Source organism: Ruegeria sp. HKCCA5463, assembly GCF_013034175.1.
GTDB lineage: Bacteria > Pseudomonadota > Alphaproteobacteria > Rhodobacterales > Rhodobacteraceae > Ruegeria.
Window position 1 is genome coordinate 739894 of record NZ_WQFL01000001.1, and the last position, 21667, is coordinate 761560.

Sequence of the window (21667 nt, forward strand, 5' to 3'; positions counted from 1 at the left end):
CTTTTGGTAACCGTATCTGGCATAGTTTGAAGCCTGTCTAACGAGCCCGAAGGACGGGGGCAACCATGCGTGTTCTTGCACGGGTCGAGGCCGCGCTGCTGCGCCAGACAGGCTACCTTTTCTCTTGGACGCCGGTTTTTCTGGCGACGGGGATTGGTCTTTATTTCGGCGTCCGCGTCGAACCGGATTGGTCAGTTTATGCCGGTCTTGTCTGTCTTGGAATCGCTCTTGTCGCCTTGCGCCGCCGGCTGCCACCGGGGTTGGGAACGTTGGCAATCGGGGGGGTGCTGATCGCTGCCGGTTTCATTCTGGCAGGCGTTCGCGCCCATATGGTGGCAGAACCGGTACTGTCGTGGCGATATTATGGCCCTGTCGAGGGGAGGGTCGTCGCCATGGATCGGTCTGCCTCGGATGCGTTGCGGTTGACGCTTGATCAGGTACGCATAGGGGATGTACCTCAGGAGCGCAGGCCGCAGCGCATCCGTCTTTCCGTTCATGTTCCAACGGGCGCAATCGCACCGGGGCAGCGTATTATGACCACAGGTCATCTTTCGCCGCCGCAGGGCCCGGTCGAGCCCGGAGGTTTCGACTTTCGCCGACATGCCTGGTTTCAACGATTGGGCGCGGTCGGCTATACCCGCGTCCCGATCATGACCATCGCGCCAGCGACCGAGGGGATCGACGGCATTCGGGTCACTGCGATCCGCATGGCCATTTCGCAGCGGGTCAGGCAGATTCTGCCCGGTGAAATCGGTGGATTTGCCGCCGCCGTCACCACCGGAGATCGCAGCGGTATGGGGCAGGAGACGCTATCATCCTTGCGGGCGTCCAATCTGGCCCATCTGCTGGCCATTTCCGGGCTTCATATGGGGCTTCTGACAGGCTTCGTATTCGTCGCGTGTCGGTTGGGGCTGTCGTTGTGCCCCCCCGTGGCGTTGCGACTTCCGGTTCGGAAGGTGGCTGCTGTTCTCGCGCTTTGTGCCGCAACCCTTTATTTGTTGCTGTCCGGGGGCAACGTTGCAACCGAACGGGCCTTTGTCATGGTCAGCGTCATGCTGGGGGCCGTATTGATCGACCGACGCGCGATTTCACTGCGCGCGGTTGCTGTTGCCGCCGTAATCGTGCTGGTTCTTCGGCCCGAGTCGCTGCTGAGCCCCGGATTTCAAATGTCCTTCGCCGCAACCACAGCCTTGGTCGCCGTCTTCGGAGCGTTGCGAGAGATGCGCCCGATGCCCGGCCCAAACTGGCTGAAGCCCGTCGCCGGCGTGGTGATGTCATCGGCAATTGCAGGCCTTGCAACAGCCCCCATAGGTGCAGCGCATTTCAATACGATGTCCCACTACGGTCTGCTGGCCAACCTGCTTTCCGTTCCTTTCATGGGTCTTTTTGTCGTGCCCTCCGCCGTCGTTGCGGCGCTTCTGGCCCCGTTTGGACTGGAGGCAATTGCCCTGACCGTCATGGGGTGGGCGTTGCATTGGATTCTTACGGTTTCCGACTGGGTATCGCACCTTGATGGCGCGCAGGGTTTTGTGGTCAGCCCGCCTTGGTACATCCTGCCCCTGGTCGCATTCGGCGCCTTGTGGATGGCCTTGTGGCAGGGACATGCACGGTGGGCCGGAGCAGTGCCTGTTGTCCTGGCATTTCTGCTTTGGAACTCGGGTCACAGACCGGATGTCCTGATCGCTGAAAACGGCGGATTGGTAGGGGTCATGACCGACAAGGGGCGGGCCCTCAGCAAAAACAAAGGCAGCGGGTTTGTCGCCGGTGTCTGGCTTGAAAATGACGGAGACGGCGTTGATCAGATCGAGGCGGCGCTCAGATGGCCGGACAGCGACATCGTGCAACGATACCCGCTGAAGGGTTTTGAGATCATCCATATCACCGGAAAACGGGCGGCGCGGGCGTTTGACGAATGTCAGGAAAACCAGATCATCATCTCTGCTGTTGCGCTTGCCCTGCACGGTTCGTGCGGGGTGTTCGATCCGGAACGGTTGTACGAAACCGGCAGCCTGTCGGTTTCGAACGGAAAGCTGACCTCGAGCGCGGACATGACAGGTCATCGGCTTTGGTCCCCGAAACCTGCCGGGGACCGTCATTCCAATCAGGCTCAATAGGTGCGGATCAGTCCGACCAACCGGCCCTGAACCTTGACCTTTTCTTCGGGCAGGACGCGCGTTTCATAAGCCGGGTTTGCAGCCTCAAGCGCGATTGCGTTGCCGCGGCGGAAGTACCGCTTGAGGGTCGCTTCCTGATCCTCGACCAAGGCAACCACGATGTCGCCGTTATCCGCGGCCGAGGTTTCCCGGATGACGACCACGTCACCGTCATTGATGCCAGCGTCGATCATCGAGTCGCCGCGAACTTCCAATGCATAGTGCTGACCCTGTCCCGAAACCATGGGGCCGGGGACGGCCACGTGATGCGATACATGGCTGATTGCTTCGATGGGAACACCGGCTGCGATCCGGCCCATGACTGGCAGCTCGAGCGCGTCCACCGATACAGGCTCCACATTCGCAGGGCGGGGGGCCTTGGGCCGGTCGCCTTCGATCACACGTGGCGTAAATCCAGCTGTCGGCTCACCGCCAAGGCTTTCGGGCAATTTCACGATCTCAATGGCCCGAGCGCGATGGGCAAGGCGGCGGATAAACCCACGTTCTTCCAATGCGGTGATCAACCGGTGAATGCCGGATTTCGACCGCAGGTCGAGAGCAGCCTTCATTTCATCAAAACTGGGCGGAACACCGTCCGCCTGCACGCGTTTGTGGATGAATTCCAGCAAATCCAATTGCTTCTTGGTCAGCATCGCTCACACCTCGTCGCTCATGCGTTTTCTTTTGTTCTACGCATGTTCACGTTTTGTGTCAACGAATTTGAGGGCAGGTCAGATCGGCAGGTATTCGACCATTTCCCCGATGTCGCGCGCCGGATCGTGTGGGGCGCGGACCAATAGCGCGTTGGACTGAGCCAATACGCTGAGAAGGGAACTGTCCTGATCTGCGCAAGCTTCGATACCGGCATCCGTCACCACGGCGCGCATATAATGCTCGCGCGGCCCGTTCTCGGGCAAAGGACCACTCAGCCGGGCCGTGCGGAAGGGTGGCAGCACCTGTTCAAGCCCCAGCATCCGGCGCACCATCGGGGCCAGAAACAGATAGCCGCAGACCATGGCGCTGACCGGATTGCCCGGCAACCCGACCATCGCCGCGTTGCCGATACGACCGGCCATCAGGGGTTTTCCAGGGCGCATTCGGATCTTGTAGAAGGATTGCTTCATCCCCAACCCCTGCGAGACGTCCGACACGAGGTCATAATCGCCAACCGACGCCCCGCCGATCGTCACGACCAGATCCGCCCCCTGCGCAAGACCAAAGGCCGTTTCAAGCGACGATACGGTGTCCCGTGCGATCGGAAGCACGCGCACCACAGCCCCCAATCCTTCGAGCATTGCCTTCAGGCCAAATGTGTTCGATGCAATGATCTGATCCGGGCCGGGTTCTTCCCCGGGCATGACCAACTCATCACCAGTCGAGATGAGGGCGATCACGGGTTTGCGCGAAACCGGAACGCGAGGGATGTTCATCGCGGCCATCAAGGCCACATCTTCAGCGCGGATCAAACGCGGGGCCGATATGGACGTGCCAGCCTTGAAATCCACGCCAGCGGGTCGGATGTTCGTTTTGGCGCCGGGTGCGTCCGTGATCGTCAGAAGATCACCGCGGCGGTCCGTATCCTCTTGAATCACAACGAAATCCGCGCCGTCGGGCACAGGGGCGCCGGTATAGATGCGAACGGCCTGTCCGGGGCCTACAGCGCCCTCAAAACGACGCCCGGCGGCTGACTCGCCCACGACTTTGAACATGGCGTGCAGTTCGACCTCGTCAGATTTGACTGCATAGCCATCCATGGAAGAGGCGGCAAAAGGCGGCTGATCCCGCGTGGCCGTGACGTCCCGCGACAGAACGCGCCCTGCGGACTGGGCCAGTGGGACTTCTTCTGTCGGCAATGGCCCCACAAGATCGAACAACAGGGCGCGCGCCTCTTCGACAGTAATCATTTCGCCTCGTAACGCCCTGATTTACCGCCATCTTTGAGCAGAACGCGAATGCCGCCTATCTCCATCGCCTTATCGACGGCCTTGGTCATGTCGTATACGGTCAAGGCGGCTGTCGATACGGCGGTCAGCGCTTCCATCTCAACCCCGGTCTGGCCCGAGGTCTTGACGGTGGCCTGGATCCGAACACCTGGCAGGTCCGGGTCAAGAGTCAGCTCGACGGCCACTTTGGTCACCGGCAAAGGATGACACAGCGGAATGAGGTCCGGCGTTTTCTTTGCGCCCATGATGCCGGCCAAACGGGCAATGCCCAGAACATCGCCTTTCTTGGCGCGACCTTCGGAAATGATTTCAAAGGTTTCCGGCGCCATCCTGATGTGACCTTCGGCAACGGCGACGCGATCTGTCACCTCCTTGTCCGAGACATCGACCATATGTGCCTGACCTTGGGCATCGAAATGGGTCAGTGGCATCACATCACTCCGGGGATAAGCGGGTTTGACAGGATATGGCGCGTTGCCGCTTCAACATCGTCCTGGCGCATCAGGCTTTCTCCGATCAAGAAGCAGCGGGCCCCGTAGCGTGCAATGTCCTTCAGATCGTCTGGTGTACCCAGGCCGCTTTCGCACACGATGGTGCGATCGGCGGGCACCAGCTTGGACAGGCGGCGCGTCGTGTCGAGCGTTGTCTCGAATGTCTTCAGATTGCGGTTGTTGATACCGATCAGCGGGCTTTTCAGCTGTGCCGCGCGTTCAAGCTCTGCCTCGTCGTGTACTTCGATCAGAACATCCATTCCCCAATCGAATGCAGTGTCTTCCAGTTCAGCCGCCTGATCATCACTGACCGAGGCCATGATGATCAGAATGCAATCCGCCCCCAGGGCGCGTGCTTCGACCACCTGATACGGGTCGTACATGAAATCCTTGCGCAAGGCGGGCAGGGACGTCGCCTCGCGCGCCTGCGTCAGATACTCTTTCTTGCCCTGAAAGCTGGGGGTGTCGGTCAGGACGGACAAACATGTCGCGCCACCATCTTCATAAGCCTTTGCAAGAACGGGCGGGTCGAAATCCGGCCGGATCAGTCCTTTGGACGGGCTGGCCTTCTTGACCTCGGCGATCAGGCCATAGCCTTGCCGCGAGGCGTGTTGCAGCGCATTGGCAAAGCCACGGGGTTCCGAGGCGGACCGGGCCTCACTTTCCAGTGTCTCCAGGGATTTCTGCGCTTTGTCCGCCGCGACTTCTTCCAGTTTGTAGGCTTTGATTCTGTCCAGAACGGTTTCGGTCATGCGGCTTCCTGTGTCTTGGCGGCCAAGGCCGTGATTTTGTTTTTGGCATTGCCACTGTCGATGCTTTCAGCAGCCATGGCCACGCCTTCGCGCAGATCATTTGCCGCTTCGGCGACGACCAGAGCGGCGGCCGAATTCAGCAACACCGCGTCGCGATACGCGGACGGGGCACCATCCAGCAAAGCCCGAAACGCAACGGCGTTTTCCTCGGGCGAGCCACCGATGATGTCCTCGAACGGATGCACCGGAAGACCTGCGTCTTCGGGGTGCAGTTCGACCTCTTTCACAATCCCGTCTTCCAGAGCGGCGACCCAGCTGATGCCGGTGATTGTAAGCTCGTCGGTCCCGTCCGAACCATGCACCAACCAGGCCCGGTCCGAGCCCAGCAGGCCAAGCGTTTCGGCCATCGGACGGATCAGGTCGCGGCTGAAGGCACCGGTCAATTGCCGTTTGACGCCGGCAGGGTTGGTCAGTGGGCCGAGAATATTGAAGATCGTGCGTGTTCCCAGTTCTTGCCGGGACGGCATCACATGGGCGATGGCAGGGTGGTGCATGGGCGCCATCATGAAGCCGATTCCAACGTCTTTCAGCGCATTTTCAACGACTTGCGGGCCAACCATGACGTTGATACCCATCTGGCTCAATGCGTCTGCCGCGCCGGATTTCGAGCTCAGGTTGCGATTGCCGTGTTTCGCGACCGTGACTCCGGCACCGGCCACGACAAAAGCGGTCGCGGTCGAGATGTTCAGGGTGCCTTTGCCGTCGCCGCCGGTGCCGACGATATCCATCGCCCCCTCGGGTGCGTTTACGGCATTGCATTTCGAACGCATCACGGCGGCTGCCGCGGCGTATTCATCCACCGTCTCACCGCGTGTCCGCATGGCCATCAGCAATCCGCCGATCTGGCTGGGCGTGGCTTCGCCATCGAACAGTATGGCAAAGGCTTTTTCGGCCTCGGCACGTGTCAAAGGACGATCGGCAGCGGCTCCGATCAGCGGTTTAAGCGCGTCGCTCATGCCGGGACTTTCAGTTCTTGCAGGAAGTTTTTGAGTAGGGCGTGACCGTGCTCGGATGCGATGGATTCCGGGTGGAACTGCACACCGTGGATCGGCAATTCCTTGTGCTGCAATCCCATGATCGTGCCGTCGTCCAGCTCGGCCGTGATCTCCAGGCAATCGGGCAGGGTCTCGCGCTCGACCACCAGCGAATGGTAGCGCGTTGCCTCAAAGGGTGAGGGCAGACCGGCAAACAACCCCTTGCCGGTGTGCTTCACCGTGCCCATCTTGCCATGAACGATCTCGTGGCATCGAACCACCTTGCCGCCAAACACCTGGCCTATGGTCTGATGGCCCAGGCAAACCCCCAATAGCGGCGTTTTGGTTTCAGCGGCCGCTTTCGTCAGTGCCAGGCAAATCCCCGCCTGATCCGGATCGCAAGGGCCGGGGCTCAGCAGAATGCCGGCAGGGTTCATGGCCATCGCTTCCTGCACATCCAGCGCATCATTTCGGCGAATGACCATTTCGGCACCAAGTTCGCCTAAATAATGTACCAAATTGTAGGTAAACGAGTCGTAGTTGTCGATCAGCAGCAGCATTTGGGCACTTATCTTCGCTTGGGCATTTCGGGCTGGCGATGCAGCCCCGGGCCACGGTATAATGTCCGCACATACATGCTCAGGCTTGAGCGGCAGCGTCAAGAGGACATACCGTTTCTGGCGCGTTCAATTGGCCGAGTGCCACACCAGATGGCGCAGAGCTGGACGAGGCAGAGGAAAGAGGCGAAAGGCAGGAAAATGGGCGGATTTTTCGGAGGAATGGTCGCGGGCGCGATCGTTGTTTTGATCTTGGGTGCGGTTGTGTCACTCAAGACGCCGATGGTGAATACCCCGGTTGTTGCAACCGAAGCACCGGCGCCGACGATTTCTGAAACTCCCGAGGCTCCAGCTGAAGTGGCGGACGCCGGATCTGACGCCGATCTGGTGGAACTTGCCCCGCGTGCGCCAGAAGCCGCCGATGACGAAGGCGAGGATCTGGCCGATCTGTCGGGGCTGGAAACGTCAATCGATTCCCAGCCGGTTGTCGGTGCGGCAACGGATGCGCTGAACCAACCGGAAGCGGCAGGTGCAAATGAAGTGTCATTCGTGATCGAAGCACCCGCCGCCTTGCCAGAGCCAAGTCAGGTTCCCGCGATTCAGCCAGACGATGCGCTGCCTGCCGTAATTGATGAAACACCGGCCCCGCCGGCAGAGCCCGAGAACACCGAGGTGGCCGCGCTTGCACCCGAGCCAGACCCTCTGCCACGGGCAGCGCCAGAGCCGGAGCCAGAGTCGACAGAGGCCGAAGAACAGAACCCCTTTGAAAACAGCCCGATTGCCGTGGAAGGGGATGAAGACACCATGCCTCGCGAACTTCCGCGCATCGCTGCGCTGCCCCAGATCGGGGGTGAGCAAAAAGCAAGTGCCAGCTCGATCATCGGAAAACGCGTCGTTCCGCTGACGGAACGGGATGATGAGCCGGTCGTGGAACAGGCCTCGGCTGAACAGCCGAAATCGACCAAGCCGATCGAGCGTTTTGGGGCAAAGTTCGAAAACCCCGAAGCCAAACCGTTGATGTCGATCATTCTGATTGATGACGAGGGTTCATTCGGGTCCGAAGCGTTGCAGGACTTTCCGTATCCGATCAGCTTCGCCGTGAACCCATCGGACCCTGATGCGGCAGAAAAGATGGCACGTCATCGCAAGGCCGGGTTCGAGGTGCTGGCACTGGCGGATCTGCCCGAGGCGGCAAGTGCACAGGACGCCGAGGTGTCGCTGTCGGTGTGGCTGGATACCCTGCCGGAAACGGTTGGTATTCTGGAAGGTGTGAACAGCGGGATTCAGGGCAATCGCAAACTGGCCGATCAGGTCGCCGCGATTGCTGCGGGAACCGGTCGTGGGCTGATTACGCAGGACAATGGGCTCAACACCGTGCAGAAGCTGGCGGCGCGAAACGGAATTCCGTCCAGTGTCGTTTTCCGCGATATCGACGGCGCACGGCAGGATCCCAAAATAATGCGCAGATTCCTGGATCAGGCCGCGTTCCGTGCGGGTCAGGAAGGGACAGTGGTCATGCTGGGACGCGTGCGTCCCGAGACGATTTCAGCCCTGTTGCTGTGGGGGCTGGAAGATCGGGGCAACCGCGTGGCAATGGCTCCGATTTCGGCCGTCATGATGAAACAGGTGCAGTGACCTGCGCAGAATGCAAAGAAAAGGGGCGGTGATCATCTGATCGGGCGCCCCTGTTTTTTTAGCCGTTTCCGTTGCCGGTAAACCGCGCGGCGTCAGCTGCCGCGCGCCGTATGGCGTTGGATTTATGAACGGTTTCCATGAACTCGGCTTCGGGGTCGCTGTCGTAAACAACACCACCCCCAGCTTGGATATAGAGTTTCTGATCTTTCACGATGGCGGTACGCAGGGCAATACACATGTCCATGTCTCCGCCCGCGCTGAAATAGCCGACGCCGCCACCGTAAACGCCGCGCTTTTCAGGCTCCAGCTCGTCGATGATCTCCATCGCGCGCACTTTGGGTGCGCCCGAAACCGTTCCTGCCGGCATACCCGCAAAAAAGGCATCCAACGCGTCTTTGTCTTCGGCCAGTTCGCCTACAACGTTTGATACGATGTGCATCACGTGGCTGTATCGTTCGATGATGAACTCTTCGGTCGGACGCACGGTTCCGATCTTTGACACGCGACCGGTATCGTTGCGACCCAGATCCAGCAGCATCAGATGTTCGGCCAGTTCTTTCTTGTCGGCCAGCAGGTCCAGCTCGTTCGCCTTGTCTTCTTGGGGCGTCGCGCCGCGTGGGCGCGTGCCTGCGATGGGGCGTATGGTGACTTCGTTGCCAAACACACGCACCAGGATTTCGGGGCTTGCGCCCACCACCTGAAAACCGCCGAAGTTGAAGTAGAACATGAAGGGTGACGGATTCGTGCGCCGCAAGGATCGGTAGAGAGCAAAAGGCGGCAGCGGAAAATCCTGCGTCCAGCGCTGTGCCGGGACAACCTGAAAGATGTCACCCGCGCGGATGTATTCCTTGGCCTTTTCAACCGCCTCCATATAGCCGGATTTGGTGAAGTTCGACACCGGCGGGGCGACCTCGCGCGCGTCGCCCAGATCGCGGGTTTCCGCGGGCATGGCACGTTCCAGGTCGCGGACCGCATCCATCACACGCTCAGCCGCCTGGGCATAGGCCGCCTTGGCCGATTGACCGTCGCTGGCCCAGACAGGTGAAACCACCGTCACCTCACCCTTGACACCATCCAGTACCGCGATGACAGACGGGCGCAGCATGATCGCATCGGGCAAACCCAGTGGATCAGGGTTCACATCCGGAAGGTGTTCCACCAGCCGAACCATGTCATAACCCAGATACCCGAACAGCCCGGCAGCGGCCTGTGGCAGGTCATCGGGCAATTCCATGCGGCTTTCGGCAAGAAGCGCCCGCAGGTTGTCCATCGGGTTGCCATCTTGGGGCGAGAACGCCTCGGCATCGAAACGGGCCGAACGGTTCAGTTCCGAGGTTTCCCCGTGACAGCGCCAAACCAGATCAGGTTTCATGCCGATGATCGAATAGCGGCCGCGAACCTCACCGCCTGTCACCGATTCCAGCATGAACGCATCTTTCTGCGCGCCCGTCAGCTTGAGCATCAGTGAAACAGGTGTGTCCAGATCGGCGGCCAGACGCGTATATACAACCTGGTTTTCGCCCGCATCATAGGCGCGCGCGAAGGTTTCGAAATCGGGTGTCAGGGCCATATCGGTCTCGTTTAAAAGCTCGCCTGCACGGCGTTCAACGCCTGTTGATCCACCACGGGGCGCGCCCGGGTCTGGGCGTCACGTACGTAGGCGTTAAAGATATTTTGTGCCAAAGCCTGATCCATCTGCGAGCTCAGGGCATCACGCAACTGACGCAGTTCATCCGTATCCGCCGGCGGCAGGGTTTCATCCAGACGCACTATCCAAGCCGCACCATTGCCCGAAACAACGCGCAGCTCGCCCGGTTCCATTGCGAAAACTTCGTTCATGAAATTGGCCGGAACGTCATCCAGAAACGCGGTGCGGGTCAGGGCGTTTTCGACGCGGAAGGGCAGACCGGTCGCGGCAAAATCACCGTCAGTGGCCAGTTGGTTCAGAATGGCATCCGCCTTTTCGCGCAGCGCTTTGTTGGTCTCGGCCTGTTGCCAGGCCGCGGCGACACGGTCGCGCGCGCTCTCCAGCGGTTCCGGGCGGCGCGGCAGAACCTCGTCCAGGCGCAGGGCAAAAATCGACCCGTCTTCGAGGAAGGCGATTTCAGGGAAATCCCCTTCCTGCACGGCTTCTGCGGCCGCTCGGAACCCGTCATAGGCCGCTACGCCTTCGTCGCTGTCACGGGTCCAGTCGATCTGACCCAGTTCCATTTCGGTTTCTTCCGCCAGTTCTTCCAGAGTGGCACCGCCCGCCAGCATGTCGTTGATATCTTCGGATTGCGCCTCGATCAGGCGGCGGGCGCGTTCAGTCGCCAACTCTTCCCGAAGTGCCGGCTCGGCCTCGTCATATGGAACACTGTTCGCGGCCAGTGATCCGTTGACACGGAACAGGGCCGGACCGAACACCGAAGGCAACGGGCCCACGACAGCGTCAAGCTCGGCCGCAAAAACGGCGTCCGCAGCTTCGCCCAGATCCTCACGCGTCAGGTCGCCCAGATCAATGTCGTTCAGTTCCAGATCGCGATCCCGAACCAACTGTTCAAAGGTCGTGCCGCCAACCTCGAGCTGCGCCAAAGCGTCCTTGGCGGCCTGTTCGCTTGGGAAGTTCAGACGTTCAACCAGACGGCGTTCGGGCTGGTTGTATTCGTCGTTTCGTTCTTCATAAAGCTTGCGCAGCGCGTCTTCGTCGATGTCGACCGTGTCCACCAACATTGCTGGCGACAGAATCGCGTAAGTCAGCTGCTTGGTGCGGGGCAGCATGAACTGTTCCCCATTGTCATCATAGAATGCCTGGATCTGCGCGTCCGTTGGTTCGGCCACAGGTGTTTCCAGCGCTTCCGTTCCAACAGTTGCAACCGTAAAGCTGCGCCGTGCGCCGATATAATCGATCATCGTGTCCGTCAGCGTGGCCGGCATTTTCACGCCGCCCATGATTGCGCCCTGTACGATGGTTCTGGCGGATTCCTTACGCAGATCGGATTCGAATTCGGAATCGGTCATGCCGACCTGTTCCAGCTGAAAGCGATAGGATTCACGGTCAAAAGTTCCGTTGACACCCTGAAATGCCGGGATCGAGATGATCTCTTGCTGAAGGTTCTCATCGCCGATGGAAATCGCAAGCTGACCGACCTCGTTGTCCAGCGCCGCCAAAGCGGTCAGGCGGGCAAGGGCGTTTCGGTCCAGACCCAGGTCGCGGGCTTGCGACATCTGCAAAGGTTGCCCAGACTGTGCCTCTACCGCTCGGATCTCACGCTGCAATTCGCGCACGTACTCATCGACCGAGATGCTTTCGTCGCCGACTGTCGCAACTGTGCGGATCGTACCGCTGAGGTTGACCGCGCCAAATCCCGCAAGGCCCAGCATCAGCAGGCCCATCAGAATCCAGACAAAGGTTTTCGAAAGACTTTTAGCGCCTGCGGCCATGATGCCCTCTTGTTTTTTCGGCAGAGTTCTGCCCTGTCGGTTGCGGCCCTGAATACGACGCACACCGCCGAGGGGCAAGCTTAGAAGGACAGGGCCTGCAACCGGTCGAACAATTGGCCCAGCCCGGCCCGATCCAGATTGGCAAAAGCAATGCGCACCTGCCGTTTTCCAGCCGGGTCATGATCCGGCATGAACATGGTTCCGGGCAACAGCAGCACGCCAGCTTCCTTGACCAGACGGCGCGCCAGCTCGTCGGACGGCATGTCGAACGGATGTTCGAGATAGGCAAAATAGGCGCCAAGCCCCAAAAGCCGCCACCCCCGTGCTTCAAGCGCCGGCATCCCTTCTGCAATGGCTGCGCGGCGGTCAAGAATTTCGTCACGCTCGCCGGCCAGCCATTGCGACAGGTTTTGCATACCCCACAACGCTGCGAACTGGCCGATCTGGCCCGGGCAAATGGCGACCGTATCCAGAAATTTCTCGACCTCGGCCAACAAGGCCGGGCTTGTTGCGATGGCACCCACCCTGTGACCCGTCAGACGATAAGCCTTGGAGAAAGAGTAAAGATGGATAAGCGTTTCGTCCCACCCGGGTTGCTGAAACAGATCATGCGGGGGGCCGCTGCGGCTGTCGAAATCGCGATAGGTTTCATCGACGATCAGGCGGATCCCGGTTTCACGGGCCAGGTTATAAAAGGCTCTGACAAGTTCGGCAGGGTATTCGACACCGCCCGGATTGTTGGGCGTGACCAGCGCAATGGCGCGTGTCTTGTCGGTAATCAATCCGCGCGCACGCTCTGGATCGGGCAAAAGATCATCGCCGGTCGGCAGGTCCACGGACCGTACTCCGGCCATATCCAGCCACATTTTGTGGTTGAAATACCATGGGGTTGGCAGAATGACCTCATCCGATTCGCCGGTGATCGCCGATATCACGGCCGAAAACGCCTGATTGCAGCCCGAGGTGATGGCGATCCGAGGTGCGTCTACCTGCGCCGCATAGTGAGAACTGATCTGCGCCGCCAGTTCGGTGCGGAGATCGTCATTGCCCAATACCGGGCCGTAAAGATGCGCGCTGTCTTCGCGCACAGCAAACTCGGCCATAGCCTGCCGCAAGGCCAGCGGCGGCGGATCGACCGGGGCCGCCTGACTTACGTTGATCAACGGGCGGTCGGATGGGAAGGCAATGCCCTCGACCCATCGGCGCGCCTCCATCACCGGAGGTGCGAATGTTGCGGCGGTGCGGCTGAGCGTCATGTGCGGTCTACTGTTCAGAAATCAATCGGTGCCGCGATACGGCTCGACATATTGAAGGGCCATATCCCATGGGAAGAAGATCCATGTGTCCTGGCTGACTTCGGTGATGAAGGTATCCACCATCGGGCGGCCCTTGGGTTTGGCGTAAACCGTCGCGAAATGCGCGTTTGGGTACATGTCCCGAACCAGTTCCAACGTCTTTCCGCTGTCGACCAGGTCGTCGATGATCAGAATACCGGTTCCGTCACCCATCAGGTCGGCGTCCGGAGATTTCAACACCTCTGCTTCACCCTGTTCCTGGTGGTGGTATGAACGCACGCTGATCGTATCGACCGTACGGATGTCCAGTTCTCGGCTGACGATCATCGCAGGCGCCATGCCGCCGCGCGTGATCGCGACTACACCCCGCCAGTTGCCATCATCGGGACCTTGCCCGTCAAGACGCCAGGCCAGTGCACGCGAATCGCGATGAATCTGGTCCCAGCTGATATGAAAGCCTTTTTCGTGGGGCAGGCGGTCCTTGGCGCTCATGTTCTTAACCTTTTTCCACGTCCGGGGCGTCAACTGCCTTCATGCCGACAATGTGATACCCCGAATCCACATGCAGATTCTCACCTGTGACACCGCTGGACAGATCCGACAACAGGTACAGCGCCGAGTTGCCGACGTCATCGATCGTCACGTTGCGGCGCAGGGGCGAGTTATATTCGTTCCACTTCATGATATAGCGGAAATCGCCGATGCCGCTGGCGGCCAGCGTCTTGATCGGGCCGGCCGAGATCGAGTTTACGCGGATGCCATCCTTGCCCAGATCCTCAGCCAGGTATTTGACCGACGCCTCCAGCGCGGCCTTGGCGACGCCCATGACATTATAATGCGGCATGACCTGCTCGGCGCCGTAGTAGGTCAGGGTCACACCGCTGCCGCCCTCGGACATCATCTTTTCTGCACGCTGCATCACGGCTGTGAAGGAATATACCGACACATCCATCGTCAGTTTGAAGTTTGCGCGGCTGGTGTCGACATAGCGACCGCGCAACTCGTTCTTGTCAGAAAAGCCGATGGCGTGGACGATGAAGTCCAGCTTGCCCCATTTCTCTTCCAGAGCTGCAAAGAGCGCGTCGATGGATGCTTCGTCACTGACGTCGCAGGGCAGAACGATTTCGCTGCCCAATTGTGCCGCCAGCGGATCGACGCGCTTTTTCAAAGCCTCGCCCTGATAGGAAAAGGCCAGCTCGGCCCCGGCATTCGACAAGGCGCGGGCGATTCCCCATGCGATTGATTTGTCATTGGCCAGTCCCATGATGAGGCCGCGTTTGCCGGCCATCAACTGATTTGACATGTTCGGTTCTCCGCCTGTCTTCGCGTTATGTTGAGTTGGTTTATGCCATTGGTTGCGTTGCATCAAGGCCGTGCGCTCTTGCCCGCAGCGAGTTCTCGCCTTAGGTTCGACGTTAATACTTTCCAGGGGATGGAAATGACCGAGCGTGATGGCATCTTTGCTGGCTCCGATCCGTTTGAAATAGCGGCCCGGTGGCTTGCCGAGGCTGAAGAAACCGAATTGAACGACCCGAATGCGATTGCGCTAGCAACCGTTGATCCGGATGGCTTGCCAAATGCACGCATGGTGTTGCTCAAGGAAATCGAAGCGGACTCGTTTGTTTTTTATACGAACTACGAAAGCGCCAAGGCCAAGGAACTGGATACCGCAGGAAAAGCTGCATTTGTGATGCATTGGAAATCTTTGCGGCGTCAACTTCGTGTTCGTGGTACAATACGTCGTGAAAATGGGCCCCAGGCAGATGAGTATTATGCATCAAGGTCATTGAAAAGCCGACTGGGCGCGTGGGCTTCAAAGCAGTCGCAACCGCTTTCAAGCCGGGCAGCTTTGATGGCAGAGGTCGCGAAAGTGACGGCGAAACTTGGGCCAAATCCACCGCGTCCGCCGTTTTGGGGCGGGTACAGATTGACGCCCACCGAGATTGAGTTCTGGGCCGATGGAGCATTCCGCTTGCATGACCGGTTCAGATGGCAACGAATTGAGCCGGGATCGGCATGGCATGTTGAAAGGTTGAATCCATGACGTTCACGTGTCGTGAAATGCAACAGGCAGAAAATAAACGATTTTTTCAGCTTGAATTTGCCTGCCATTCCCATAAACAACAAACCCTTAACGAACTGTTGAAATTCGCGATGGGAAAACCGTGCCAGAAGACCTGAACAACATGTACCGCGTCCGTGGACACGTAAAATGGTTCGACCCTGCCAAGGGTTATGGCTTTGTTGTATCCGAAGAGGGCGGCCCGGATATTCTGTTGCACGTGAATGTTCTGCGCAATTACGGCCAGAGTTCGGTTGCGGATGGCGCCAGCATTGAAATCATGACTCACCGCACGGACCGAGGGGTTCAAGCGGTCGAGGTCGTTGCGATTGATCCGCCGGCGCGGACCGACTCGATGATGCTTGCCGATTTCGCTGAGCTGGATCCGGAGGCTATCGCAAAGGCGCCGCTGGAAGCCGCACGGGTGAAATGGTTCGACAAAGGCAAGGGTTTTGGATTTGCCAATGTCTTTGGGCGAAATGAAGACGTATTCCTTCATATCGAGGTATTGCGCCGGTCGGGTCTTGCCGATCTGCAACCAGGTGAAGCTCTGGCCATGAGGGTGATCGACGGCAAGCGTGGTCGGATGGCCGCGCAGGTTCTGGCCTGGGAAGCGGCTTTGGATAGCTGAACCGGATGAAACGGCTTCGGATACTCTTGACCATATTCGTAACGTTGTGGGCAGGAGTTGCCGCTGCTGCGTGCAGATCGGATCGTGTCACACTCAGAAATGACAGTGCGACGGTGCAATTTAATGTGGAAGTCGCCGTCACTCCGCAAGAGCGATCCCGCGGTTTGATGTTTCGCGAATCGTTGCCGGCTCGATCCGGTATGCTGTTCGTCTTTGATCCGCCGCAACCCGTTGCTTTCTGGATGAAGAACACACTGATCCCGCTCGATATGGTTTTTCTGGATCGCACCGGTTTGGTGACGCGTGTGCATGAAGGGGCGATTCCGGGTGATCTTACGCCGATTGAAGGGGGCGATTCCGTATATGCGGTGCTGGAAATCAATGCAGGATTGTCCGCGCGCTACTCCATCGGGCCCGGGACACAGATGAAGCACGAAATTTTTTCGCAAGGACCTGCAATTTGGCCCTGTTAGGGCTTTTCAAATCAGATCGGCGTCGTTAGGAATGCGCACGGTCCGGGGCGTGGCGCAGTCTGGTAGCGCACCTGTTTTGGGTACAGGGGGTCGTAGGTTCGAATCCTGCCGCCCCGACCACTTCCATAAAGCTAATTCGGTGAGCCACCCATTGTCTGGTAGAGCTCGCTGATGGCTTGATTTAAAACCTTACTTTCAACCGGAACTTCAATTGCCGCACCGTTTTTTTGCGGGACGTGGAAGAAAACACGCGCGTCCACGCGATACCCTGCGTTTGTTTTTGTTGACGTAAGACGCATGACGCTTTGGGGCAGTTCCTGCGGATGGCCGTCATAGTTCAGAATCAGAAAAGCTGTCGCCTTCGGGGGCAGGAACTCACTGCATTCAAAAACTTCGTTCCCGGTTTTTTTGAAAGACTCGCCAGGGCCCGAGCAACTGGTTTCAAACGTATCGAACAGCCGTTTCGGGAAGGACTCAAACTGTGCGCTGCGTGACGGGATGGGCACATCTTGTGGTGCGCATGCAACGATGCAGGCCATGGCCGGGAAAAAATGAAACAACTTCATTCGTTTGAACTCCCTCGCTCTTGGGTAAACCGTTCGGCACATGGCGCAGGTCTGTTTGCCCGGACGGTATTGATTCCCTTTCAAGGTAACCAGCATGCCATTGGTTGATCAAATCCAGGTAACTATGCTGGTAAAAACGGGAATTCATTTTGAGAGCGCAAAACGTCGGCGGAAATTCGCCGTGGATGAAGCTGTGGAGGAATCGCGGCCTGCACGCAGAAGGCCTCATGCAACCATCAGGTCAATAAAAAAGATTTGGGAAATGACCGAAAAAGGGCGTTGACCTACTATGGGAACATACGTCAAATTGTATGAGCCAACGAGATTGCCACAACATCTGGTGTATATCCCAGAAAAGGCAGCGGGCGAGGGTCGGATAAGCACAAACGATTAACGTGCGGCCGCATTAGCGGCATTGCGCTGTCCAAGGCAGCGAACAGTACCTTTTTGCACGCTTCTCAGGGCGTTGTGGGCGACACCCTGCAACACAAGATTTGGTGTCGGGAATCTGAAATTGAGCTGAATAAACCAGGGCTGCGGACATGAAGATTGAAAGAAAATTCACCAAACCGGATCAGGACGCCTATGCGGAACTGAATTTTGTGTCCGCAACATCTGAAATCCGAAATCCGGACGGTACAATTGTCTTTCGTCTTGATGACATCGAAGTCCCTTCCAGTTGGTCGCAGGTTGCAAGTGATGTGATTGCGCAGAAATACTTCCGCAAGGCGGGGGTGCCCACCAAGCTCAAGAAGGTGAAAGAAAAGGATGTTCCTGAATTTCTGTGGCGATCGGTTCCCGCGGAAGGTGCAGAGTTCGAAGGAGAAACATCGTCGAAGCAAGTGTTCGACCGTCTGGCCGGTGCCTGGGCCTATTGGGGTTGGAAGGGCGGCTATTTCTCGACCGAGGAAGACGCGCGCGCCTATTTCGACGAGATGCGCTATATGCTGGCGACCCAGCGTGCGGCGCCAAACTCGCCGCAGTGGTTCAACACCGGCCTGCACTGGGCCTATGGAATCGATGGCCCGGCGCAGGGGCACCACTATGTCGACTACAAGACCGGCAAGCTGACCAAGTCGAAATCGGCCTATGAACATCCTCAGCCGCACGCGTGCTTCATCCAGTCGGTCGATGATGATCTGGTGAACGAAGGCGGCATCATGGACCTGTGGGTGCGCGAGGCGCGCCTGTTCAAATACGGGAGCGGCACAGGCACCAACTTCAGCCATCTACGTGCAGAAGGCGAGGCGCTGTCGGGCGGCGGCAAATCCTCGGGCCTCATGGGCTTTCTCAAGATCGGCGACCGCGCCGCTGGCGCGATCAAATCAGGCGGAACAACCCGTCGGGCAGCAAAGATGGTGATCGTCGATGCAGATCACCCGGACATCGAGCAATTCATCGAATGGAAGGTGATCGAAGAACAGAAGGTGGCCTCGATCGTTGCCGGATCGAAGATGCACGAGAAGATGCTGAACGGCATTTTCGAGGCCATCCGGTCTTGGGATGGATCTGCCGATGACGCCTATGATCCGAACAAGAACGACGCGCTGAAAAAGGCGGTTCGTGAAGCGAAAAAGGTCGCAATACCAGAAACTTACATCAAGCGTGTCTTGGATTATGCTAAGCAGGGCCACGACAGCATCGAGTTCCCGACCTATGATACAGACTGGGATTCGGAGGCGTACAGCTCGGTTTCGGGCCAGAACTCGAACAATTCCATCCGCGTGACCAATGCGTTCCTCAAGGCGGTTGAAAAGGATGCCGATTGGGAGCTGATCAACCGCACCGACGGCAAGGTGGCCAAGGTGGTCAAGGCGCGGGATTTGTGGGAAAAGGTCGGCCATGCGGCCTGGGCCTGTGCCGATCCGGGCATCCAGTTCCATGACACGGTCAACGAGTGGCACACATGCCCCGAAGATGGTGAGATCCGCGGTTCGAACCCGTGCTCGGAATACATGTTCCTGGATGACACGGCCTGTAACCTGGCTTCGATGAACCTGCTGACCTTCCTCAAGGATGGTGAGTTCCAGGCAGCGGATTACATGCACGCCTCGCGCCTGTGGAGCCTGACGCTGGAAATCTCGGTGACCATGGCGCAGTTCCCGTCGAAGGAAATCGCGCAGCTGTCTTATGACTTCCGCACACTGGGTCTGGGTTATGCCAATATCGGCGGTCTGCTGATGAACATGGGCTACAGCTATGACTCGGACGAAGGCCGGGCGATCTGCGGTGCGCTGACCGCGATCATGACCGGTGTGGCCTATGCGACTTCGGCTGAAATTGCCGGAGAGCTTGGCCCGTTCAAAGGTTATGAGCGCAACGCCGAGCATATGCTGCGTGTCATCCGCAACCACCGCCGCGCGGCGCAGGGTGTGACGGAAGGCTACGAGAAACTAGCCGTCAAACCGGTGCCACTGGATCACGGCAACTGCCCGGACAAGCGCCTGGTCGATCTGGCCATGTCCGCCTGGGATGAGGCGCTGAGCCTTGGTGAGAAGAACGGCTATCGCAACGCGCAGGCCACCGTGATCGCGCCCACCGGCACCATCGGTCTGGTGATGGATTGCGACACCACCGGGATCGAGCCTGACTTTGCGCTGGTGAAGTTCAAGAAGCTGGCCGGTGGCGGGTATTTCAAGATCATCAACCGCTCGGTGCCATCGGCGCTGGAAAAGCTGGGCTATTCCTCGTCGCAGATCGAAGAGATCGTATCCTACGCAGTTGGTCACGGCACCATCGGCAATGCGCCAGGGATCAACCACACCTCGCTGACCGGTCATGGCTTTGGCCCGAATGAACTGGCCAAGGTGGACGCCGCGCTGGAAAGCGCCTTCGACATCCGGTTCGTCTTTAACCAGTGGACACTCGGCGAGGATTTCTGCACCGGTGTTCTGGGCATCCCGGCGACCAAGCTGAATGACCCGACATTCGATCTGCTGCGCCATCTTGGTTTTTCCCGTGCGGATATCGAGGCGGCCAACGACCATGTCTGCGGAACCATGACGCTGGAAGGTGCGCCGCATCTGAAGGAAGAGCATTATTCGATTTTTGATTGCGCCAACCCGTGCGGAAAAAAAGGCAAGCGTTTCCTTGGAGTTGAAAGCCATATCACCATGATGGCGGCGGCACAGAGCTTCATCTCGGGCGCGATCTCGAAGACGATCAATATGCCGAATGACGCGACGATCGAGGATTGCCAGAAAGCCTATGAACTCAGCTGGTCGCTGGGTGTGAAGGCCAACGCGCTTTATCGTGACGGTTCGAAACTGTCGCAACCGCTGGCGGCAGCACTGGTCGAGGATGACGACGAGGCAGCAGAGGTGCTGGAGAGCGGCTCGGCGCAGGAAAAGGCCGTCGTTCTGGCCGAAAAGGTGATCGAGAAGGTTGTGGTCAAGGAAATCATCCGCAGCCATCGTGAAAAACTGCCGCATCGCCGCAAAGGCTATACCCAGAAGGCAATCGTTGGTGGCCACAAGGTCTATCTGCGCACCGGTGAGTTCGAAGACGGCCAGCTGGGCGAGATTTTCATCGACATGCACAAGGAAGGCGCCGGCTTCCGTGCGATGATGAACAACTTTGCCATCGCCGTGTCGGTTGGTCTGCAATACGGTGTGCCGCTGGAAGAATTCGTGGACGCCTTCACCTTCACCAAGTTCGAACCCGCGGGGATGGTGCAGGGCAACGACTCGATCAAGAACGCAACGTCAATCCTGGATTATATCTTTCGCGAACTGGCCGTGTCTTATCTGGACCGTACCGATCTGGCCCACGTGAAACCCGAAGGCGCAACCTTTGACGATTTGGGTCGGGGCGAGGACGAGGGTGTCTCGAATGTTTCGGAAATCAGCGATACAGCCGCGTCCAAGTCGTTGGAAGTGCTGAAACAAATCAGCTCTACCGGTTATCTGCGCAAGCGTTTGCCGCAAGATCTGGCTGTGTTCAACGCGGGTCAGGTCGAGGTGAACGGCATGGCTGAACCGGCGGCTTCCTTTGAAGCACCGGCAGCCGAAACGGCGGTGGCCACAAGCATGGACGCCCGCACAAAGGCCAAGATGCAGGGGTACGAGGGCGATCCCTGCGGCGAATGCGGAAACTACACACTGGTGCGCAACGGCACCTGCATGAAATGCAACACCTGTGGCGCGACAAGCGGGTGTAGCTAAGGAAAGCGCCCCGGCAACCCGGGGCGTAGGGGTCGGACGCTGCCCTAGGTAACCGACCCCGACGAATTCGGAGAAAGGACACAAGACTTACCAGATGTCCTTTCTTCACTCGGCCGACATGCCCGTGTTGGCCGGGAACAGGGTGGGGCGGAATATTTGCTCCCTCCCACTCTTTCACGGAACGGGTGCGCTCGTTCCATGCGACGTCCAGGCCGCAGGCAAAAAAACACCGGGCGGTCAACGAAATGAGCCTGGATGGCGAAACTGACAGGGGGCTTCGGCCCCCTTTCTTTTTTGCGACTGGTTGCCCGGATGAGCGCGGTCTTGCCGGATCGGGCCATGCCTGTCGGGCAAGTTTTGCCGAAACGGGTCTGGCAAGGTTTTGCCCGGCGGTGTGTCGCAACACCGACTCGGGCAAACACGCAAAGATTGGCGCGACTTCCCGGAAATCACGCAAAACGGGTGACGCCTGCGGCTAATCCGGTGTTT

18 protein-coding genes and 1 tRNA gene are annotated in these 21667 nt (G+C 58.7%); 7 read left to right on the forward strand and 12 right to left on the reverse strand.

Going from position 1 to position 21667, the window contains the following annotated elements; genetic code table 11:
- Positions 1-65: 65 nt before the first annotated feature.
- Positions 66-2114, forward strand: a complete 2049-nt coding sequence (locus GOW09_RS03690) for a ComEC/Rec2 family competence protein (RefSeq protein WP_171115737.1) — start codon at positions 66-68, stop codon at positions 2112-2114.
- On the opposite strand, the gene lexA is transcribed toward GOW09_RS03690, so the two are convergent.
- The 6 genes from lexA to GOW09_RS03720 form a co-directional block, all read right to left on the reverse strand.
- Complete coding sequence (gene lexA, locus GOW09_RS03695) at positions 2108-2806, reverse strand: transcriptional repressor LexA (protein WP_171115739.1); 699 nt, start codon at positions 2804-2806, stop codon at positions 2108-2110. The genes GOW09_RS03690 and lexA overlap by 7 nt on opposite strands.
- A gap of 78 nt (positions 2807-2884) precedes the next feature.
- Positions 2885-4057, reverse strand: coding sequence for a gephyrin-like molybdotransferase Glp (gene glp, locus GOW09_RS03700; RefSeq protein WP_171115742.1), 1173 nt, complete (start codon positions 4055-4057; stop codon positions 2885-2887).
- The gene (gene moaC / locus GOW09_RS03705; protein ID WP_152458097.1) at positions 4054-4527 is read right to left on the reverse strand and encodes a cyclic pyranopterin monophosphate synthase MoaC; all 474 of its coding nucleotides are present in this window, start codon (positions 4525-4527) and stop codon (positions 4054-4056) included. Before moaC ends, glp begins: the two co-directional genes overlap by 4 nt.
- The gene (gene trpC / locus GOW09_RS03710; RefSeq protein WP_152458096.1) at positions 4527-5339 is read right to left on the reverse strand and encodes an indole-3-glycerol phosphate synthase TrpC; all 813 of its coding nucleotides are present in this window, start codon (positions 5337-5339) and stop codon (positions 4527-4529) included. Before trpC ends, moaC begins: the two co-directional genes overlap by 1 nt.
- Positions 5336-6355, reverse strand: a complete 1020-nt coding sequence (gene trpD / locus GOW09_RS03715) for an anthranilate phosphoribosyltransferase (protein WP_171115744.1) — start codon at positions 6353-6355, stop codon at positions 5336-5338. The genes trpC and trpD overlap by 4 nt, the downstream gene beginning before the upstream one ends.
- On the reverse strand, positions 6352-6933 hold the full coding sequence (locus GOW09_RS03720; RefSeq protein ID WP_171115746.1) for an aminodeoxychorismate/anthranilate synthase component II: 582 nt from the start codon (positions 6931-6933) through the stop codon (positions 6352-6354). The genes trpD and GOW09_RS03720 overlap by 4 nt, the downstream gene beginning before the upstream one ends.
- 198 nt (positions 6934-7131) lie before the next feature.
- Between GOW09_RS03720 and GOW09_RS03725 the strand changes: the two genes are divergently transcribed.
- Positions 7132-8565 (forward strand): polysaccharide deacteylase family 2 protein, encoded by a 1434-nt coding sequence (locus tag GOW09_RS03725; protein WP_171115749.1) that lies wholly within the window; start codon positions 7132-7134, stop codon positions 8563-8565.
- 58 nt (positions 8566-8623) lie between these two features.
- Here the strand turns inward: GOW09_RS03725 and trpE are convergent, their stop codons facing one another.
- The 5 genes from trpE to fabI form a co-directional block, all read right to left on the reverse strand.
- A complete protein-coding gene (trpE, locus tag GOW09_RS03730; protein ID WP_171115751.1) occupies positions 8624-10135 on the reverse strand; it encodes an anthranilate synthase component I in 1512 nt (503 codons plus the stop codon).
- 11 nt (positions 10136-10146) lie between these two features.
- Positions 10147-11988, reverse strand: a complete 1842-nt coding sequence (locus GOW09_RS03735; protein ID WP_171115753.1) for a peptidylprolyl isomerase — start codon at positions 11986-11988, stop codon at positions 10147-10149.
- Between the two features lie 80 nt (positions 11989-12068).
- Positions 12069-13244 (reverse strand): aminotransferase, encoded by a 1176-nt coding sequence (locus GOW09_RS03740; RefSeq protein WP_171115755.1) that lies wholly within the window; start codon positions 13242-13244, stop codon positions 12069-12071.
- A gap of 21 nt (positions 13245-13265) precedes the next feature.
- Positions 13266-13775, reverse strand: a complete 510-nt coding sequence (gene gpt / locus GOW09_RS03745) for a xanthine phosphoribosyltransferase (RefSeq protein ID WP_152458089.1) — start codon at positions 13773-13775, stop codon at positions 13266-13268.
- Between the two features lie 4 nt (positions 13776-13779).
- The gene (fabI, locus tag GOW09_RS03750) at positions 13780-14586 is read right to left on the reverse strand and encodes an enoyl-ACP reductase FabI (protein WP_171115757.1); all 807 of its coding nucleotides are present in this window, start codon (positions 14584-14586) and stop codon (positions 13780-13782) included.
- Positions 14587-14721: 135 nt separating this feature from the next.
- Between fabI and pdxH the strand changes: the two genes are divergently transcribed.
- The 4 genes from pdxH (at position 14722) to GOW09_RS03770 (ending at position 16569) form a co-directional block, all read left to right on the forward strand.
- On the forward strand, positions 14722-15327 hold the full coding sequence (pdxH, locus tag GOW09_RS03755) for a pyridoxamine 5'-phosphate oxidase (protein ID WP_171116534.1): 606 nt from the start codon (positions 14722-14724) through the stop codon (positions 15325-15327).
- A 142-nt stretch (positions 15328-15469) separates the two neighbouring features.
- On the forward strand, positions 15470-15976 hold the full coding sequence (locus GOW09_RS03760; RefSeq protein ID WP_174829352.1) for a cold-shock protein: 507 nt from the start codon (positions 15470-15472) through the stop codon (positions 15974-15976).
- Between the two features lie 5 nt (positions 15977-15981).
- Positions 15982-16449 carry a DUF192 domain-containing protein gene (locus tag GOW09_RS03765; RefSeq protein ID WP_152458086.1) on the forward strand — a complete coding sequence of 156 codons (468 nt, stop codon included), beginning with the start codon at positions 15982-15984 and terminating at the stop codon, positions 16447-16449.
- A gap of 43 nt (positions 16450-16492) precedes the next feature.
- A tRNA-Pro gene (locus GOW09_RS03770) sits at positions 16493-16569 on the forward strand.
- Positions 16570-16580: 11 nt separating this feature from the next.
- Here the strand turns inward: GOW09_RS03770 and GOW09_RS03775 are convergent.
- Positions 16581-17111 carry a hypothetical protein gene (locus GOW09_RS03775; protein ID WP_254442691.1) on the reverse strand — a complete coding sequence of 177 codons (531 nt, stop codon included), beginning with the start codon at positions 17109-17111 and terminating at the stop codon, positions 16581-16583.
- 446 nt (positions 17112-17557) lie between these two features.
- Here GOW09_RS03775 and GOW09_RS03780 point away from each other — a divergent pair, with 446 nt between their 5' ends.
- Positions 17558-21178 carry a vitamin B12-dependent ribonucleotide reductase gene (locus GOW09_RS03780; protein ID WP_171115762.1) on the forward strand — a complete coding sequence of 1207 codons (3621 nt, stop codon included), beginning with the start codon at positions 17558-17560 and terminating at the stop codon, positions 21176-21178.
- Positions 21179-21667 lie beyond the last annotated feature (489 nt).

Excerpts from the sequence above, each read along its gene's own strand:
- GOW09_RS03720 (WP_171115746.1), bottom strand. The coding sequence starts at position 6,933 with ATGCTGCTGCTGATCGACAACTACGACTCGTTTACCTACAATTTGGTA.
- glp (WP_171115742.1), bottom strand. The coding sequence starts at position 4,057 with ATGATTACTGTCGAAGAGGCGCGCGCCCTGTTGTTCGATCTTGTGGGG.
- fabI (WP_171115757.1), bottom strand. The coding sequence starts at position 14,586 with ATGTCAAATCAGTTGATGGCCGGCAAACGCGGCCTCATCATGGGACTG.
- GOW09_RS03735 (WP_171115753.1), bottom strand. The coding sequence starts at position 11,988 with ATGGCCGCAGGCGCTAAAAGTCTTTCGAAAACCTTTGTCTGGATTCTG.
- moaC (WP_152458097.1), bottom strand. The coding sequence starts at position 4,527 with ATGCCACTGACCCATTTCGATGCCCAAGGTCAGGCACATATGGTCGAT.
- trpC (WP_152458096.1), bottom strand. The coding sequence starts at position 5,339 with ATGACCGAAACCGTTCTGGACAGAATCAAAGCCTACAAACTGGAAGAA.
- GOW09_RS03740 (WP_171115755.1), bottom strand. The coding sequence starts at position 13,244 with ATGACGCTCAGCCGCACCGCCGCAACATTCGCACCTCCGGTGATGGAG.
- GOW09_RS03760 (WP_174829352.1), top strand. The coding sequence starts at position 15,470 with ATGTACCGCGTCCGTGGACACGTAAAATGGTTCGACCCTGCCAAGGGT.
- lexA (WP_171115739.1), bottom strand. The coding sequence starts at position 2,806 with ATGCTGACCAAGAAGCAATTGGATTTGCTGGAATTCATCCACAAACGC.
- GOW09_RS03690 (WP_171115737.1), top strand. The coding sequence starts at position 66 with ATGCGTGTTCTTGCACGGGTCGAGGCCGCGCTGCTGCGCCAGACAGGC.
- trpD (WP_171115744.1), bottom strand. The coding sequence starts at position 6,355 with ATGAGCGACGCGCTTAAACCGCTGATCGGAGCCGCTGCCGATCGTCCT.
- GOW09_RS03765 (WP_152458086.1), top strand. The coding sequence starts at position 15,982 with ATGAAACGGCTTCGGATACTCTTGACCATATTCGTAACGTTGTGGGCA.
- GOW09_RS03780 (WP_171115762.1), top strand. The coding sequence starts at position 17,558 with ATGAAGATTGAAAGAAAATTCACCAAACCGGATCAGGACGCCTATGCG.
- pdxH (WP_171116534.1), top strand. The coding sequence starts at position 14,722 with ATGACCGAGCGTGATGGCATCTTTGCTGGCTCCGATCCGTTTGAAATA.
- GOW09_RS03725 (WP_171115749.1), top strand. The coding sequence starts at position 7,132 with ATGGGCGGATTTTTCGGAGGAATGGTCGCGGGCGCGATCGTTGTTTTG.
- trpE (WP_171115751.1), bottom strand. The coding sequence starts at position 10,135 with ATGGCCCTGACACCCGATTTCGAAACCTTCGCGCGCGCCTATGATGCG.
- GOW09_RS03775 (WP_254442691.1), bottom strand. The coding sequence starts at position 17,111 with ATGCTGGTTACCTTGAAAGGGAATCAATACCGTCCGGGCAAACAGACC.
- gpt (WP_152458089.1), bottom strand. The coding sequence starts at position 13,775 with ATGAGCGCCAAGGACCGCCTGCCCCACGAAAAAGGCTTTCATATCAGC.